13 protein-coding genes are annotated in these 15,421 nt (G+C 71.2%); 5 read left to right on the forward strand and 8 right to left on the reverse strand.

From position 1 onward, the window contains the following. Window positions 1–11: 11 nt before the first annotated feature. The 6 genes from ACN27F_RS15715 to ACN27F_RS15740 form a co-directional block, all read right to left on the reverse strand. Window positions 12–1,748: a protein kinase domain-containing protein gene (locus tag ACN27F_RS15715; RefSeq protein ID WP_421434274.1), complete on the reverse strand. Its 1,737-nt coding sequence runs from the start codon at window positions 1,746–1,748 to the stop codon at window positions 12–14. A gap of 63 nt (window positions 1,749–1,811) precedes the next feature. Next, complete coding sequence (locus tag ACN27F_RS15720; protein ID WP_421434275.1) at window positions 1,812–2,252, reverse strand: hypothetical protein; 441 nt, start codon at window positions 2,250–2,252, stop codon at window positions 1,812–1,814. Between the two features lie 51 nt (window positions 2,253–2,303). Beyond that, window positions 2,304–5,978: an AAA family ATPase gene (locus tag ACN27F_RS15725; protein WP_421434276.1), complete on the reverse strand. Its 3,675-nt coding sequence runs from the start codon at window positions 5,976–5,978 to the stop codon at window positions 2,304–2,306. Continuing rightward, the gene (locus ACN27F_RS15730) at window positions 5,975–6,862 is read right to left on the reverse strand and encodes an MBL fold metallo-hydrolase (RefSeq protein ID WP_421434277.1); all 888 of its coding nucleotides are present in this window, start codon (window positions 6,860–6,862) and stop codon (window positions 5,975–5,977) included. The genes ACN27F_RS15725 and ACN27F_RS15730 overlap by 4 nt, the downstream gene beginning before the upstream one ends. Window positions 6,863–6,987: 125 nt before the next feature. Then, entirely contained in the window at window positions 6,988–7,449 is a 462-nt protein-coding gene (locus ACN27F_RS15735; RefSeq protein ID WP_421434278.1) for a RidA family protein, read from the reverse strand. Next, window positions 7,446–7,601 carry a hypothetical protein gene (locus tag ACN27F_RS15740; protein ID WP_421434279.1) on the reverse strand — a complete coding sequence of 52 codons (156 nt, stop codon included), beginning with the start codon at window positions 7,599–7,601 and terminating at the stop codon, window positions 7,446–7,448. The genes ACN27F_RS15735 and ACN27F_RS15740 overlap by 4 nt, the downstream gene beginning before the upstream one ends. 407 nt (window positions 7,602–8,008) lie before the next feature. On the opposite strand from ACN27F_RS15740, the gene ACN27F_RS15745 reads away from it, so the two are divergent. The 3 genes from ACN27F_RS15745 (at window position 8,009) to ACN27F_RS15755 (ending at window position 10,690) form a co-directional block, all read left to right on the forward strand. Continuing rightward, window positions 8,009–8,437 carry a hypothetical protein gene (locus ACN27F_RS15745; RefSeq protein ID WP_421434280.1) on the forward strand — a complete coding sequence of 143 codons (429 nt, stop codon included), beginning with the start codon at window positions 8,009–8,011 and terminating at the stop codon, window positions 8,435–8,437. 25 nt (window positions 8,438–8,462) lie between these two features. Next, window positions 8,463–9,452 carry an ArsA-related P-loop ATPase gene (locus tag ACN27F_RS15750; RefSeq protein ID WP_421434281.1) on the forward strand — a complete coding sequence of 330 codons (990 nt, stop codon included), beginning with the start codon at window positions 8,463–8,465 and terminating at the stop codon, window positions 9,450–9,452. Window positions 9,453–9,538: 86 nt separating this feature from the next. Further along, the gene (locus ACN27F_RS15755) at window positions 9,539–10,690 is read left to right on the forward strand and encodes an ArsA family ATPase (RefSeq protein ID WP_421434282.1); all 1,152 of its coding nucleotides are present in this window, start codon (window positions 9,539–9,541) and stop codon (window positions 10,688–10,690) included. 55 nt (window positions 10,691–10,745) lie between these two features. Here ACN27F_RS15755 and ACN27F_RS15760 read toward each other — a convergent pair whose 3' ends face one another. Then, on the reverse strand, window positions 10,746–11,042 hold the full coding sequence (locus ACN27F_RS15760; protein WP_421434283.1) for a WhiB family transcriptional regulator: 297 nt from the start codon (window positions 11,040–11,042) through the stop codon (window positions 10,746–10,748). A 393-nt stretch (window positions 11,043–11,435) separates the two neighbouring features. On the opposite strand from ACN27F_RS15760, the gene ACN27F_RS15765 reads away from it, so the two are divergent. Continuing rightward, entirely contained in the window at window positions 11,436–13,901 is a 2,466-nt protein-coding gene (locus tag ACN27F_RS15765; RefSeq protein ID WP_421434284.1) for a transglycosylase domain-containing protein, read from the forward strand. A 76-nt stretch (window positions 13,902–13,977) separates the two neighbouring features. Here ACN27F_RS15765 and ACN27F_RS15770 read toward each other — a convergent pair whose 3' ends face one another. Then, window positions 13,978–14,433 carry a GatB/YqeY domain-containing protein gene (locus ACN27F_RS15770; protein ID WP_421434285.1) on the reverse strand — a complete coding sequence of 152 codons (456 nt, stop codon included), beginning with the start codon at window positions 14,431–14,433 and terminating at the stop codon, window positions 13,978–13,980. A 25-nt stretch (window positions 14,434–14,458) separates the two neighbouring features. Between ACN27F_RS15770 and ACN27F_RS15775 the strand changes: the two genes are divergently transcribed. Further along, the gene (locus tag ACN27F_RS15775; protein WP_421434286.1) at window positions 14,459–15,352 is read left to right on the forward strand and encodes a metallophosphoesterase; all 894 of its coding nucleotides are present in this window, start codon (window positions 14,459–14,461) and stop codon (window positions 15,350–15,352) included. Window positions 15,353–15,421 lie beyond the last annotated feature (69 nt).

Below are 15,421 nucleotides of genomic sequence, written 5' to 3' on the forward strand. Positions count from 1 at the left end.
GACGGTTCAGCTCAGCGATCGGCCAGGGTCGGTCCGGTCAGCGCGCCCGGTCCCCTGCCAGCCAGGCAGCGGAAGGTCCGGTCGCCGGTGGCGAGCATGGCGGGATCCGGTGGCAGCACCTCGAACTCCCAGCCCCGGGTGTCCATCCACAGCGTGACGATGCGGAACATGTTTTCGCTGCAGGCGGTCTGGACCACCGGTGCGGCCCGCACCGCGACGTCGTCGGTCGGGTCGAGGCCGGTCGGCAGGTCGCCGACGACGAACGCCTCCCAGGTGTGCCGACCGGTACACACCGTCGGGGAGATGGTCGCGCTCCGGCCCCGCACCCGCGCGTCGAAACACTCCAGATCGTCCGGACAGCGCAACCCGGCCTGCCTCGGCAGGTGGCAGTTCAGCAGCATTCCCCCGCCCGGACCGCCGGTCGGCTCGGGCCCGGTAGAGCCGGTCGAGCCGGCGGCGCTGGCGCCGGTCGGGCCGGGTCGCACGGAGCCGGTCGAGGCAGCCGACGACGAGAGCCATCCCGGTGCCGAACCCTTGGCCACGAACCAGGTGCCGAGGCTCGTCATCACGAGCAGCGTGAGCACACCGATCCCGCTGAGCAGCATCCGCAGCCTGGGATGCGCGGCCAGTCCGGTGCCGGTGACACCTGGTGGAGGCGGGTGCGGCGCTGGTGTCCCACGCGACTGCGAACCGACGGCTTCCACCGGCGGCACCGGCACGCTCCAGGTGTTGTGGTTTCCGGTCGATGCCCCGCCGCTCTCGTGTGACGGGGTGGCGGGCCGGGCCTGTGGCGGCACCGGCGGCGAGCCGGTCGGCTGGCCACCCGCGATGGGCCGCCAGGTCGGTTGTCCGGTCGGCTGACCACCGGAAGCCGGCGCGATCGAGAACGGCGGGCGGTGTGGTGCCGCCGGGCTCCAGTGCGAGCCGAGCGGCACGGCGGCGAGCATGTCACGCAGAGCGACAGCACTCGGCCGTTGACCGGGATCGTTGGCCATGCCTTGGCGTAGCACCCTGGTGAGCGCCGGATGGACGCCGGGCAGATCCGGCACCGGCCGGTCGAAGAGTTCGAGCAGCATCATCAGGCTGGGGCTGCGTTCGTCGTCCCAGCGGGCCGGCTTGCCGTGCATGATCGCGTAAAGGGTGGCGCAGAGCGCGTACACGTCGGCCGCCGGCGAGGGCGGTCGGTGTTGGAACGATTCGAGCGGGGCGTACGCCGGGGTGAGTACCTCAAGGGTCACCGACGCGTCACGCGCCTCGACCAGTACGGCGAGCCCGAAGTCGGCCAGCGCCGGTTCGTTGAACCGGGAGTAGAGGATATTGGCCGGTTTGACGTCGCGGTGCAGCACGCCGAGGTGATGCGCGTCGGCGAGAGCATCGGCGATCTTCACGCCGACGTCCCGGGCCTCGAACGCGTCGAGCGGGGAGGTCTTCATCCGATCGGCGTACGAGCCGTCGCACATCTCCATGATCAGGTACGGATGGAGGTCGGGGGTGACCCCCACGTCGAACAGATCCACCACGTGCGGATGGGACGACATCCGCCCGGCTGCCCGCGCTTCCCGCATGAAGCGGCGCTGGTCCCGCTCGTTGTCGAGGGCGCGGTTTTCGACCTTGACGGCGACCTCGCGGCCGACGGACTCCTGAACGGCCCGGTAGACAGTGGCATAACCACCTCGGGCAAAGACCGATAAATCAGACAACCCAGGCACTAACGGGAACGGCAGCGCGCTCGGCGGTCTGTCGTTCACACCGTAAACGGTACCCAAGACCGCCGACGCGTGGCCCGACCCGGCGGGCCGGGTGTCGTGGCGCTAGCCGGACACCCGGCCCGCCGCTGTCACCGACGCCGCCCGCCGACGCTCGACCAGCAACGCGGCACCGGTCACCAACGCCCCGAAGCCCTCCCAGAGCGCGACCCCGAGAAAGCGGGTCGGCGCCACCTCACCGATGACGAGAGCGGTGAACACGATCGTGGTGACCAACCGGAAAAGCACACTGAACGTATAGAAAGAGCGCCATTGCGTAATCGCCGCCAGTAGGTAGTACACCCCCATGTTGAACGACGCCATCGACGACGCCGCCATGAACGTACGGGTGTAGTCCCCGGCGCCCCGCACGTCGGCCGGGACCACCTCGAATCCCAACATCGTCAGCAGGACGTCCGGTTGCACCAAGCCGACCGTACCCAGCAGCAACGCCATCGCGCCGAACACGGCGACCGTCCATCCGGATATCGAGCTGGGCAGCTTCATCACCATGCGTCCTTCCGCCCACAGTGGCGCCCGCCTGCGCCGCTGTCGGGATCAGGCTAGTGATCGCGCTGGCGTTCCGGCATCGTCGGGTCCGCCGATGGGCGCGACACCCGGCCCATCCACAGCAGACCGGATCGCTCGGGCCGTGGCCCGTTCGCTGACCTGCTCGGTAGCGGATGCCAGGGCCACCGCCCGGTCGGCAGCCCGTCGAGCCGACTGGAACTCCCCGTTGGCCGCCAGCGCGCTGGCCAGCACCTCGAAGCCGATCACCTGGCTACGTACGTCCTCGGCCGGTGCGTCCAACGCCCGCCGGGCCCAGTGCAGCGCCGGCGCCGCCTGCCCGTCACGCAGCAGCGCCGCAGCGTACCGGGCCAACGCCTGGCGCCGGGAGAACAGCAACGCATGGCTACCTGCTGCGGCGGCGATCGGCGCCAACAATCCGATCGCGGTCGCCGCGTCACCGGCCGCCACCCGGGCGGAGGCGAGCAGGACTCGCGGACCCACCTGTACCGCCGCCAGCGGGTTGTGCGGTTCCACCCAGGTCAGCACCGCCTGCGCCGCCCGCTCGGCACCGGCCACGTCGCCGCGTTCCAGCGCCACGAATCCGCGCAGCGTGCCGGCCATGCCGGTCAGCAACGGATGGCCGATCTGCTCCCCCTGCGTCAGAGCGGCGGCAAGCAGATCCTCGGCGTGGTCGAGCTGGCCCAGGCCACGGGCGACCGTGCCCCGGGCGAGCAGGGCGAACCCGCGCCCCCAGTCGTCGGCGGCAGTGTCGAAGTCCCGGTACGCCCGACGTGCCGACTGATCCGCCTCGGCAAGGTCTCCCAGCTCTGCGGCGGCGAACGCCTCGACCGCCCGCAGCGTACCGACCGCCCACGCCTCCCCGACCCGTTCCCCGAACGGCAGGAAGACCTGTGCCAGCCGACGGGCCTCGGTGAGCCGGCCGGACAGCAGTCGGGCAAAGGCCGTCGTGCCGCGCAACCAGGCCCGCCCCACCGGGTCGTCCAGCTCGGCGAAAAGCCGGGCGGCCCGGCCGAGTGCCGCATCCGCGCCGGCGAAGTCTCCCCGGGCAGTGGTCACCCAGGCCAGGCTCTGCAGCGACCACGCCTGTCCCCGGCGGTCACCGGCCTCCAGATTGACCTGGTAGGCGGCGGCGAACCGGCTACTGGCCCGGCCGAGCCGGCCGGCCAGGAAGTCGGCCATCCCGAGACGGCGCATCGCTTCCGCCCGCTCGGCGGCCAGACCGACGTCACCGGCGACCTGCAACGCCTCCCGCCAGACCGTCAACGCCCGGTCCGCGTCACCGAGCGCCCGGTGGGCGCGCCCGGCGACGAGCAGCGCGCCGGACCGGGCCGCCGCGTCGTCGCCGGCGTTGGCGAAGACCTTCTCGGCGGCGGCGAGGGCGTCCGCCGGGCGCCCGGTCTGCAACAACGCCCGGGCATGCACGAGACGGTCGACCTTGGGCACTGTTTCGCCGCCGAGCGCGGTGGCCCGTTCGGCTTGTTCCACGGCGAGTTCGGGCTCGCCGACCGCGATGGCCCGGCGGGCCGCGCGGCCAAGCGCCGCGGCCCCGAGCGGCGCGACCGCCCGGGCCGGCGAATCCGGCCGCAGCCCGACCGCCTCCGCCAGACCGACCGCCCGCTCGGCGTGCTCGGCGACGAAGGCGTCCCGCAGCGCCGGGGTCAGCCCGCCCGGCGCCGCCGTGGCCGGTGGGACGCCGCCGCCCGGCGACACGAGCCCGGTCGCCATTGGCCCGGTCCCGGCAGCCCACCTGGCCAGGCAGGCGTGGCGCTCGGCCAGATCGGCCTTGCCGATGCCGGCATAAGCTGCCTCCCGCATCAACGGTGTCGGGAACACGTAGCCGGTCCGGGTGCGGTGCAGCATCCGACGTTGCAACAGCTCTTCGACCGCGCGGTCGAACTCCACGGCGACCACCGCGCCCGGCCGGCCGTCGCGTCGTTCCCGCAGCGCTTCCAACGCACCGTCGGGCACGGTGTCACCGACCACCGCGGCATCGCGCAACGCCGAGCGGGCGTCCGCCGGAAGCGCATCGATCCGAGCGGCCAACACCGCCGCCAGATCCCGGGAGAGCAACCGGCTGCTGAGCGAGCCGGGCACCAACCGCCAGTTCGCGCCGTCGTCACCGGGCGGCCCGGTACGGGTCAGCGCCCCGCGCTCCATCAGCAGAGTGACCAGTTCGGCCAGGTAGAACGGATTGCCCTGAGCGGTGGCCAGCAGCCGGTCCGCGTCGGCCTGCGGCAACCGGCCACCGTCGAGGTAGGACGTCAGCAACCGCGCCGCGTCGGCGCCCCGCAGCGGCGGCAGCGGATACACCTCCGCGTCGGCGAGCCGGGTGAGTGCGCCGGCGGTACGCACCAGCTCCGGACGGCCCAGCAGCAGGACCAGCACCGGACCGACAAGCCGGGACAGAGCTTCGCCCAGCGCGTCGACCGTGTCGGTCGTGGCGTCGTGCAAGTCGTCCACGACTATCAGCAGCGGCGTCTCCCGGGCGAGCCCGCTGAGCAGGTCGGCCACCGCGCCGGGAATAGCCTCCGCGTCGAGCACCGGAGCGTCGGCGGTCAGCTCGGCCGGGCTCGCGGACGAATGCACAGCCGGCGCGTCGGCGTACCCGAGCAGGGTGAGTAGCAGGTCGACCGAGATCGGGAGCGGCTCCGGCCGTACCCGGGCCAGCCGCTGGCCGAGCCGGCGCAACCGTTCCTCGACGACCTGCCGGGTGACCGCGGTTGCGCTGTCGCGGGGCAGACCGGCCGCGATCCGCACCAGGTCGGCCAATGGGGCGAGCCGGCGTCGTTCGCCAAAGGCGGCGCAGCGTACGGAGAGCACCCGCGCGCCGGTCGGGGCCGCGTACCGCCCGGTGCCGACGTCGTAGCCGGCGGCGTAGCGCTCGACCTCGGCGGCGAACCGGCTCTTGCCGATGCCGGCCTCCGCGGTCAGCACCAACACCCGGGGTTCGCCGTGGTCGATCACCTCGGTGAGACGTCCGGCCAGCCGGCCGATCTCGGCTTCCCGGCCGATGAACGGCGCCTGGTCGCCGATGCCGGACCGGGTGCCGGGGGCGTCGTGCAGGCCGAGCAACTCGTACGCCTCCACCGGTGCCCGTTTGCCCTTGAGCCGTAACGGGCGCAGCTGCCGCCAGGCAGCCACGTGCCGGCTGGTGCCCGCGGTGCTCGCACCGGCGTAGACCGCGCCGATCGCGGCCGCATCGGCGAGCCGGGCGGCGGTGTTGACCGTGTCGCCGATGACCGTGTACTCGATGGCGGCCTGGATCCCGGCGACCACGTCACCGGTGTTGAGTCCGACCCGAAGGCCCAGCGGCGCGCCGCCGCCGCGTTCGTCGTCGAGCACCCGCCGCACCGCGCGCTGCATGCTCAGCGCGGCGCGCACCGCCCGCTCGGCGTCGTCCTCGTGCGCCACCGGTGCACCGAAGACCGCCATGATCCCGTCCCCGGTGAGTTTGTCGACGTGCCCACCGAACGTCTTGACCGCCCCGGCGAGGGCGGCGAGGACCCGGTCGGTGACCGCGCCGACCCGTTCCGGGTCGAGATCCTCGGACCAGGACGTGAAGTCGGACAGGTCACCGAAGAGCACGGTGACCACCCGGCGCTCGGCGGCCGGCAGGAACGCGGCAGCCGGCAGCGCGGCACCGCAGTTGTGGCAGAACCGCGCCCCGGGCACCGCGACGGTCCCACATACCGGGCAGGTCACTGAGGTTCCAACCCGGCTTGGTCAGGCGGGGATTCCCGGTCACGCAGGTAGGCCAACTGGGCCCGGACCGACCACTCGGCCGCCGGCCACAGCACGGGGTCGACGTCGGCGTAGACCGTCGCGACCACCTCCGCCGGCCCGGTGATGCCGCTGGCGACCACCTGGCGGACCTGGTCCAGCCTCGCCTGCCGGTGGGCCAGGTAGAACTCGGCGGCTGCGGCACAGTCGGCCAGCGCCGGGCCGTGTCCGGGCAGGGCGGGCACGCCATGATAGGCGGCCAGCCGCCGCAGACTCGTCAGGTAGTCGCCGAGGTCGCCGTCGGGCCAGGCGACGACGGTGGTCCCCCGGCCGAGAATGGTGTCACCGGTGAGCACCACCCGTTGCCCGTCCGGCCCGGTGGCTAGGAAACACGCCGAATCCCGGGTGTGGCCGGCGGTGGCGAGTACCGTGATGGTCAGGCCACCGGCACGCAGCTCGGCACCGTCGCGGATCGGCTCCACTGGCTGCTGACGCTCCTCGACCAAGGAGTGTTCCTCGGGCAACGAGTGCTCCTCGACCAACGAGTCGAGCGCGGCACCGGCCAGCAGACGCACCGGTGCGGCGAACCGGCGCGCCGCCTCCGGGGCGGCCTCGACGTGGTCGGGATGGCCGTGCGTGACCAGGATCATCGCGTACGGTCCGGATGCGGCGAGCCGGTCCAGGTGGTCGGCGTCCAGCGGACCGGGGTCGACGAGGACGCCGAATCGCTCGCCGGGCTCCCGCAACACCCACGTATTGGTCCCGTCCAGGGTCATCGGGCCGGGATTGGGTGCCCGCACGAGGGTCGCCCAGCTCGGCAACTGGCTGGCCAGGGCTGCGGCAGGGGCGGTGACGTGTGCGGTCATGGCTGCGATCGTACGACCGCGCCGTGACATCGCCGAGACATCTTCAGGTCGCCCCGGCCGGTGGTCGCCGGCCGGGACCCACACGTGGCGGCCTGGTCCGGACGACCGGTCGCCCTCGCCGCTCGTCAGGCGACCTCGACGACGACTTCCACCTCGACCGGGGCGCCCAACGGCAACTCGGCGACGCCCACCGCGCTGCGCGCGTGCCGGCCCGCTTCGCCGAACACCTCCCCGAACAGTTCGGACGCGCCGTTGAGCACTCCGGGCTGGCCGGTGAAGCCAGGTGCGGAGGCCACGAATCCGGTCACCTTGACCACCCTGGTCACCGCGTCCATACCGACCAGTTGATCAATCGCGGCCAAGGCGTTGAGCGCGCACCGCCGGGCAAGCGACTTGCCCTCGTCGGCGGAGACCTCAGCACCGAGCTTGCCGACCGCGGCCAACGCACCGTCGACCATCGGTAGCTGTCCGGAGACGTAGACGTACCGGCCAGAACGCACCGCAGGCACGTAGGCGGCCACCGGTGGGACCACCGACGGCAACGTGAGCCCGAGATCGGCCAGCCGGGCGCGGGCTGAGCCGCTCATGACTTCGGCCGCTTGAGGTACGCCACGAGCTGGTCCGGGTTGGGACCGGGCACTACCGCCACCAGCTCCCAGCCGTCGTCACCCCAGTTGTCGAGGATCTGCTTGGTGGCATGCACCAGCAACGGTACGGTGGCGTACTCCCATTTCTGCATCGCGGTACGGCTCCTAGATTCGGGTTGGCTACCGGCACAGCCTACGGCCCTGGGCGGGACGGTGAGGCGGGGGCGCCGGCCCGCTACCCTGACCGTCGGGGGACGGCTACGGTCCGCCAACGACGAGCCTGGGGACGAGGATGACGCAACCGCCGAGCGGCAGTGCTCAGCAGCCGGACGACCAGCAGCCAGGGCCGGCCACACCGCGGTTCCCAGCCGCACCGCAGTTCCCAGCCGCACCAGAGTTCCCAGCCGCACCGCACTTCCCGCCGCCGGGCCAGACCTCAGCGCCGGGCCAACCCGTCACACCCGGCCAACCTTTCTCACCGGGCCAACCCTTCCCGCCAGGCCAGCCGCTGCCCGGCTCGGCCCCGGAGCCCGGGCCGGCAACCGGCAAGCGACGCGGCTTGCTGATCACCTCGCTGGTGCTCGGGGTGGTCCTGCTGCTGTGCGGCGGCGGTGGCATCTCCGCGTTCCTCGTGATCAACAATCTGGAGACGGGCACCGGCGCCGGCGAGCCGGTGACCGCGGTCGACGAGTTCCTTCAGGCGATCTACACCAACCGGGACGTGGCCGCAGCCGCCGATCTGGTGTGCCGCGAGGCCCGGGACGAGACCGCGTTGATCGAGAAGGTCGAGGAGATCGAGGGCTACTCGTCGACGTACCGCAATCCCGAGTTCGAGTGGAACGTGCCGACGGTCGACGAGCAGGACGACGAACGCGCTGTCGTCTCAGTCACCGTACGCATGGTCACCGAGGACGAGCGCAGCGCCGAGCAGGATCTCACCTTCGTGGTGGTCCGCAAGTCGGGCTGGTTCGTCTGTGACGTCGACTGAGCCGGACTGACTAGTCTGGTTGGACGTGACGGCTACCGAACACACACCTGGATCGCCCGGCCCGGGCTGGCCGTCCCGGCTGCACGTGGTGACCGGCAAGGGCGGCACCGGCAAGACCACCGTCGCCGCGGCGCTGGCGCTGGCGCTGGCCGGCGTCGGTCAACGCACCCTGCTCGCCGAGGTCGAGGGACGCCAGGGCATCGCCCAGTTGTTCGGCATCGAGCCACTGCCGTACCAGGAACGCCGCATCGCCGCATCGCCCGCAGGGGGTGAGGTCCGGGCGCTGGCGGTGGATCCGGAGGAAGCACTGCTGGAGTATCTCGACATGTTCTACAAGCTCGGCGTGGCCGGCCGGGCGCTACGCCGGTTCGGGGCGATCGACTTCGCCACCACCATCGCTCCCGGTCTGCGGGACGTCCTACTCACCGGCAAGGTCAAGGAGGCCACCACCCGGATGGTGGACCGGCGCCGGGTCTATGACGCGGTGGTGCTGGACGCACCGCCGACCGGGCGGATCGGACGGTTTCTCAACGTCACGGCAGAGACCGCCCGGCTGGCCAAGGTCGGGCCGATCAAGACGCAGAGCGAGGGGGTGGCCGCCCTGCTGCGCTCGCCGATCACCGCGGTGCACGTGGTGACCCTGCTGGAGGAGATGCCGGTCCAGGAAACTCTCGACGCGGTGGGTGAACTGGCCGGCCTGGGCATCCCGGTCGGCAACGTGATCGTCAACGCGACCCAGACACCGCTGCTGGGCTCCGGTCCGGTCAGCCAGGCCGAACTGCGGCGTGGCCTGGCTGCCGCCGGGCTGCCGGCCGACCGTGCTCTGGTGGCCGGGCTTCGGACCGAGACGCAGGAGCATCTGACGCGCCGGGCGTTGGAGGAGTCGCTGCAGGCGGATCTGGTGGAGCTGGGCCGGCCGATCGTACGGCTGCCGCTGCTGCCCGACGGCGTCACCCGCGACGGGCTGGACCTGCTCGCCGGCGCGCTGCGCACCAACAGGGCGCCGGCCGGCTGACGGCCGGCAGGCTGCGGCTGGCACCTGGACAGACCTCACAGTCACTTGATCAGCGGATCGTGCTCCGGCACCGATACGCTCGACAGGTGCCTCCTGATCACGCAGCGCCACCACTGGACGTCGACCGGATCCTGGCCGATCCGGGCGTACGGACCGTGGTCTGCTGCGGCGCCGGCGGGGTAGGCAAGACCACCACCGCCGCAGCGCTGGCGCTGCGGGCCGCCGAGCGGCACGGCCGCCGCACCGTGGTGCTCACCATCGACCCGGCCCGACGACTCGCCCAGTCGCTGGGTCTGACCGAGTTGGACAACACTCCCCGGCAGGTCAAGGGGATCGACGCGGTCGGCAGCGGCGGGGAACTGCACGCCATGATGCTGGACATGAAGCGGACCTTCGACGAGGTGGTGCTCACCCACACCGACGCGCAGAAGGCCGCCGACATCTTCGCCAACCCGTTCTACCAGGCAATGAGCTCGACCTTCGCCGGGACGCAGGAGTACATGGCGATGGAGAAGCTCGGCCAGCTGCACGCCGGTGGCGAGTGGGACCTGATCGTGGTGGACACTCCGCCGTCACGGTCGGCGCTGGATTTCCTGGACGCGCCGGCCCGGCTGTCCCGCTTCCTGGACGGCCGGATGCTCCGGCTGTTGCTGGCGCCGGCCAGGGCGGGCGGGCGGAGCATGTTCAGCCTGGTCACGGCCTCGTTCGGGATGTTCTCCCGGGCGGTGCAGAAGGTCCTGGGCGCCCAGTTGCTCAGTGACCTGTCCGGGTTCGTGGCCGCGCTCGACTCGACCTTCGGCGGGTTCCGCCAGCGTGCCGAACAGACGTACCGGATCCTGCAGGCCGACGAGACGGCATTCCTGCTCGTCGCGGCGCCGGAGCCGGACGCGGTGCGGGAGGCCGCCTACTTCGCCGGCCGGCTCGGCGAGGAGCGGATGCCGCTGGCCGGCCTGGTGCTGAACCGGGTGCACCGGCCGGTGGCCCCGCAGCTGTCCGCGGAGCACGCCCTGGCCGCCGCCGGTCGGCTCGATGCCGACGGCGGGCACGGCGCGACGGCCGAGGCGTTGCGGGTGCATGCGGCGGTGGCCCAGCAGGCCGCCCGGGAGCGCCAGGTGGCCCAGCTGTTCACCGAGGCGTTCCCGCAGGTGCCGGTTGCCGCAGTCCGTGCGCAGCCCGCCGACGTGCACGACGTCGACGGGCTGCGGACCATCGGACAGGCGATGAGTCAGGTGGACTGACCGGTCGTCGCGGGCCGGCACCCGGATGGTCCCGGCCGCAGCCGACGACCGCGGGTCATTTCGAGGTGACGAGAACCTTTTCGCGCTCGCGCATCGCCGCTTCGAACATCTTCCGCCAGCTCGGCACCTGCGGGTGCCGGCGGAGCAGGGCCCGTCGTTCGCGTTCGGTCATCCCACCCCAGACCCCGAACTCGATACGGTTGTCGAGCGCGTCGGCCAGGCACTCGTACCGCACCGGGCAGCCCCGGCAGATGCGCTTGGCCACGTTCTGCTCGGCACCCTGCACGAAGAGTGCATCCGGGTCTCCGGTCTGGCATGCCGCCAGACTGGGCCAATCAGCGATCATGCCCATCGTTCCACGTCCCCCTAGCAAATCCGCTTCCGACCGGTGGAGTCAGTCGGCAAGCCTGGGCGACCGCGCCACTTTCCCCCTGTGGCGCAACGCCATACGATCCTCGCCGACCATCATCATCTGCAGTCGGATGATTACGCAACGTTATTGACGAAATCCGTTTATCCGGACACAACTCTCTTGTCGGGCGCACCGCCGGGCAGGGATACCCGAGGCGGAAACGGTGAAACACCACCGCCGTCTGCCCTCCCCGGAGGAAAGCGGACGCTGGAGACCACAACCGCGGGACGGGTGTCTGCGTTTAGCACAACGAGGCCGACGACGGTAGGAAATGCACGAGTACGCGACCAGCGACCTCACAAGTCCCTCGCGTACCCTGGCGGGGTGAGCTGGATGCGCAAGCGAGACCACAACCTCCTGACCAACGCCGCATCGCTGCTGATCTGCGGATTGCTGGCCGGCGTCGTGGTCGCCGCAGCGGCTTTCCCGGCGGTGGCGATGTCTGGTCTGGCGGCCAAGGCCGGAGCGGAAACCTTCGACAAGCTGCCGACCGAGCTGACCGTCAAGCGGGCGCCCCAGATCAGCTACCTCTACGCCTCCGACGGCAAGACGATGCTCGCCGCGATGTACGACGAGAACCGCCGGGACGTGCCCCTGGCGGACGTCTCGCCGATCATGCAGGCGGCGATCGTCGCCGCCGAGGACCACAACTTCTACTCGCACAACGGCGTCGACGTCAAAGGCGTCGCCCGGGCGTTCGTCGCCAACCAGAACGCCGGCCAGACCCAGCAGGGCGCCTCGACGCTGACCATGCAGTACGTCCGGCTGGCCATCGCCTACTCGGCGAACCACCCCGAGGACGTCATCGCCGCGACCGAGGACACCAGCGCCCGCAAGCTGCGCGAGATGAAGTACGCGATGCAGCTCACCAAGGAGATGTCCAAGGACGAGATCCTGGAGCGCTACCTCAACATCGCGCCGTTCGGCAACGGGGCGTACGGCGTCTTCGCCGCCAGCCAGGTCTACTTCGGCAAGCAGCCGGCCGACCTGACCATCGACGAGGCCGCCATGCTCGCCGGCCTGGTCAAGGCACCCACCGCGTTCGACCCGACCACACCGGGCGGCTACCCGATGGCGGTGGACCGGCGCAACTACGTGATCGACAACATGGTCAAGACCGGCGCGATCACCCAGCAGGAGGCGGACGAGGCCAAGGCGGTCGAACTCGTCGTCAAGGGCAAGCGGGCACCGAACGGCTGCGTCGCGGCCAACAAGAACCACTGGGGCTTCTTCTGCGACTTCTTCTACCGCTGGTGGATGGAACAGGAGACCTTCGGCGCCACCACCTACGACCGGGAGCGGCGGCTGAAGAGCGGCGGTTACCACATCGTCACCAGCCTCGACGTGCAGACCCAGGAGGGGGCCAAGAAGGCCGTCGAGCGGGCGCTCAAGACCGGCAGCAAGAACGCGCTGATGGTCGCGGCGATCGAGCCGGGCACCGGGTACGTACGCGGCATGGCGGTCAACCGCAACTTCAAGCTCGACGATCCGGACAACCCGCAGAACAAGGTCTCCACCGATCCGGCCAAGGCCAAGAAGGGCATCCGGGGCACCTATCCGAACACCACCAACCCGCTGCTCAGCGGCGGCGGTGACATCACCGGGTACCAGGCCGGCTCGACGTTCAAGATGTTCACGATGGTGGCAGCGCTGGAAAAGGGCTACCCGCTGGAGTACACCATCAACGCGAAGAGCCCGTACCAGTCGAAGTACATCGTCGAGCAGGGCAGCCCGGCAGCCTGTCCGGGCACCAACAAGTACTGCCCACGCAACGCCAGCCCCAGCATGAACGGCGTGCACAACATGTGGAGCGCGTTCGGCGGCTCGGTCAACACGTACTTCGTGCCGCTGCAGGAGCAGGTTGGCGCGGCCAACGCGATCGACGTGGCGCAGCGGCTCGGCATCACCTTCCGCGCCGCCAACGACGCCCGCTTCGCCGCCGATCCGGAGGGCGCCAACCAGTGGGGCGCCTTCACCCTCGGCGTCTCGGCCACCACCCCGCTGGAGCTGGCCAACGCGTACGCCACCCTCGCCGCGGACGGCAAGTACTGCACACCGCTGCCGGTACAGGAGATCCGCGACGCCGACGGCAACAGCCTGGACATCGCCAGCCCGCAGTGCAAGCAGGCGGTCTCGGTCGAGGTGGCCCGGGCAGCGATCGACGCCGCCCGCTGCCCGGTCGGCGACAACTCGTCGACCTCGCGGTGCACCGGTCGCACCGCCGGCATCGTGCGGTCGGTGGTCGGTCACCCGGTGGCCGGCAAGACCGGCACCACCGACGGCGAGAAGACCGCCTCGCTGGCGGTCACCACCAAGCAGCTCGCCGTCGCCGGTATCCTGGCCGACCCCGACTGGGCCGACACCAACGTCGCGATGAAGCACTACATTGTCAACCCGGCGGTCTACGAAACGCTGCGGGACGGGATGAAGGGCAAGGAGAAAAAGCAGTTCACCCCGCCCAGCGGCAAGCTGGTCCGCGGCGAGCAACGCTCGATCCCTGGGGTGGAGTGCCAGTCGATCGACAACGCCCGGTCCCGGCTCAGCGGTGCCGGCTTCCAGGTCGAGGTCGACCGCTCCGGCCCGATCACCTCGGCCTGCCCGGCCGGCACCGCCGCCGGCACCACGCCCAGCGGGCGGACCATCAAGGGCGGCGTGGTGATCATCAAGGTCAGCAATGGTCAGGGTGCCCAGCCAAGCCCGGACGAGTCGCCCGGCGACGGGGGCCCCGGCGACGGGGGGACCCCGGGTCGCCCAGGCAACGGTGGCAACCCAGGCGGCGACGGCGACGACGGCGACTGACCCGAGAGATCCACGATGAGGCGGTCCCGGCGCGGAGCCGGAGACCTGCGGGCGATGTCATGTCACGGGTGTGGGATCAGATGCCGAGCTGGCGCCGTACCTCGGCGGCGACCCGCCCGCCCTCGGCCTGCCCGGCCACCGCAGCCTGGACCGCCTTCATCGCCGGACCCATCTGGCCCTTGCCGGTGAACCCGCCCTCGATCAGCGTCCGAGATACGATCTTGGTCAGCGCGGCGTCGTCGAGCTGACGCGGCAGGTAACGGTCCAGCACCTCGCCCTCGGCGCGCTCTTTCGCCGCCTGGTCCACCCGACCGGCCTCGGCGAACGCCGTCGCCGCCTCGCGGCGCTTCTTCGCCTCCTTGGTCAACACGGCCAGCACCTCATCGTCGGACAGCGCGCGTTTGGCCTTGCCGGCGACCTCGGCGTTGCCGATCGCAGCCAGCGCCATCCGCAGGGTGGAGGTGGTCAGCTCGTCACGGGCCTTCAACGCGGCCCGCATGTCAGCGGTCAGGCGGTCCTTCACGGAACTCATGGATCGTCAAACTACCCTGGGCGGCATGCGAAAGCGCACCGTATTCCGGCTCGCCGCCGGCACCGCCGCACTCGGCGCGGCCACCTTGGCGTACGCCTCGCTCATCGAGCGCAACATGTTCACCCTGCGCCGGTTCGACGTACCGGTGCTCGCGCCGGACTCGGAGCCGCTGCGCATCCTGCACCTGTCCGACCTGCACATGATGCCGGAGCAGCGGCGCAAGCAGGGCTGGGTGGCGGCGCTGGCCGGACTGGACCCGGATCTGGTCGTGGTCACCGGGGACAACCTGGCCCACCCGGAGGCCGTACCAGGCGCCTTGCGTGCCCTGCAGCCGCTGCTCGACCTGCCCGGCGCGTTCGTGTTCGGTTCCAACGACTACACCGGCCCGATCTGGAAGAACCCGTTCAGCTACCTGCTGCCGGAACGGGAGTACCAGCCCGGCACCGACCTGCCGTTCGAGGAGCTGCGGGAGGTGCTGGTCGGAGCGGGCTGGCACGATCTGAACAACCGGCGCGCCACGTTCAAGGCCGGTGGCCGGCTGATCGACGCGGCCGGCGTGGACGATCCGCACATCGAACGCGACGACTACGCGACGGTCGCCGGTGCCCCGGTCGCCGACGCGGATCTCAGCCTCGGGCTGACCCACTCCCCCGAGCCCCGGGTGCTCGACGAGATGGCCGCCGACGGGCTCGATCTGCTGCTCGCCGGGCACACTCACGGCGGGCAGGTCTGCGTGCCGTTCGTCGGTGCCCTGGTGACCAACTGCGAGCTGCCCCGCTCGATGGCCAAGGGCCTGCACCGCTGGCCAGGCACCGACTCGTGGCTGCACGTCTCCGCCGGCCTCGGCACCCACCCCACGGCACCGGTCCGGTTCGCCTGTCCACCAGAGGCGAGCCTGCTCACATTGATCTCCCGCTGAGTGGGCTCCGCCGCGCGGCGTGCGCCACGCGGGACGGGGGGATACCGAATTTGCCCCGGGCGGCAGGTG

Origin of the sequence: Solwaraspora sp. WMMB335, from assembly GCF_049179075.1 — a bacterium.
Lineage (GTDB): Bacteria > Actinomycetota > Actinomycetes > Mycobacteriales > Micromonosporaceae > Micromonospora_E.

What these genes read in the sequence shown, in the direction of transcription:
- ACN27F_RS15720 (WP_421434275.1), bottom strand. Translation starts at nt 2,252, where the DNA reads ATGAAGCTGCCCAGCTCGATATCCGGATGGACGGTCGCCGTGTTCGGC.
- ACN27F_RS15730 (WP_421434277.1), bottom strand. Translation starts at nt 6,862, where the DNA reads ATGACCGCACACGTCACCGCCCCTGCCGCAGCCCTGGCCAGCCAGTTG.
- ACN27F_RS15735 (WP_421434278.1), bottom strand. Translation starts at nt 7,449, where the DNA reads ATGAGCGGCTCAGCCCGCGCCCGGCTGGCCGATCTCGGGCTCACGTTG.
- ACN27F_RS15740 (WP_421434279.1), bottom strand. Translation starts at nt 7,601, where the DNA reads ATGCAGAAATGGGAGTACGCCACCGTACCGTTGCTGGTGCATGCCACC.
- ACN27F_RS15760 (WP_421434283.1), bottom strand. Translation starts at nt 11,042, where the DNA reads ATGGGCATGATCGCTGATTGGCCCAGTCTGGCGGCATGCCAGACCGGA.
- ACN27F_RS15765 (WP_421434284.1), top strand. Translation starts at nt 11,436, where the DNA reads ATGCGCAAGCGAGACCACAACCTCCTGACCAACGCCGCATCGCTGCTG.
- ACN27F_RS15770 (WP_421434285.1), bottom strand. Translation starts at nt 14,433, where the DNA reads ATGAGTTCCGTGAAGGACCGCCTGACCGCTGACATGCGGGCCGCGTTG.
- ACN27F_RS15775 (WP_421434286.1), top strand. Translation starts at nt 14,459, where the DNA reads ATGCGAAAGCGCACCGTATTCCGGCTCGCCGCCGGCACCGCCGCACTC.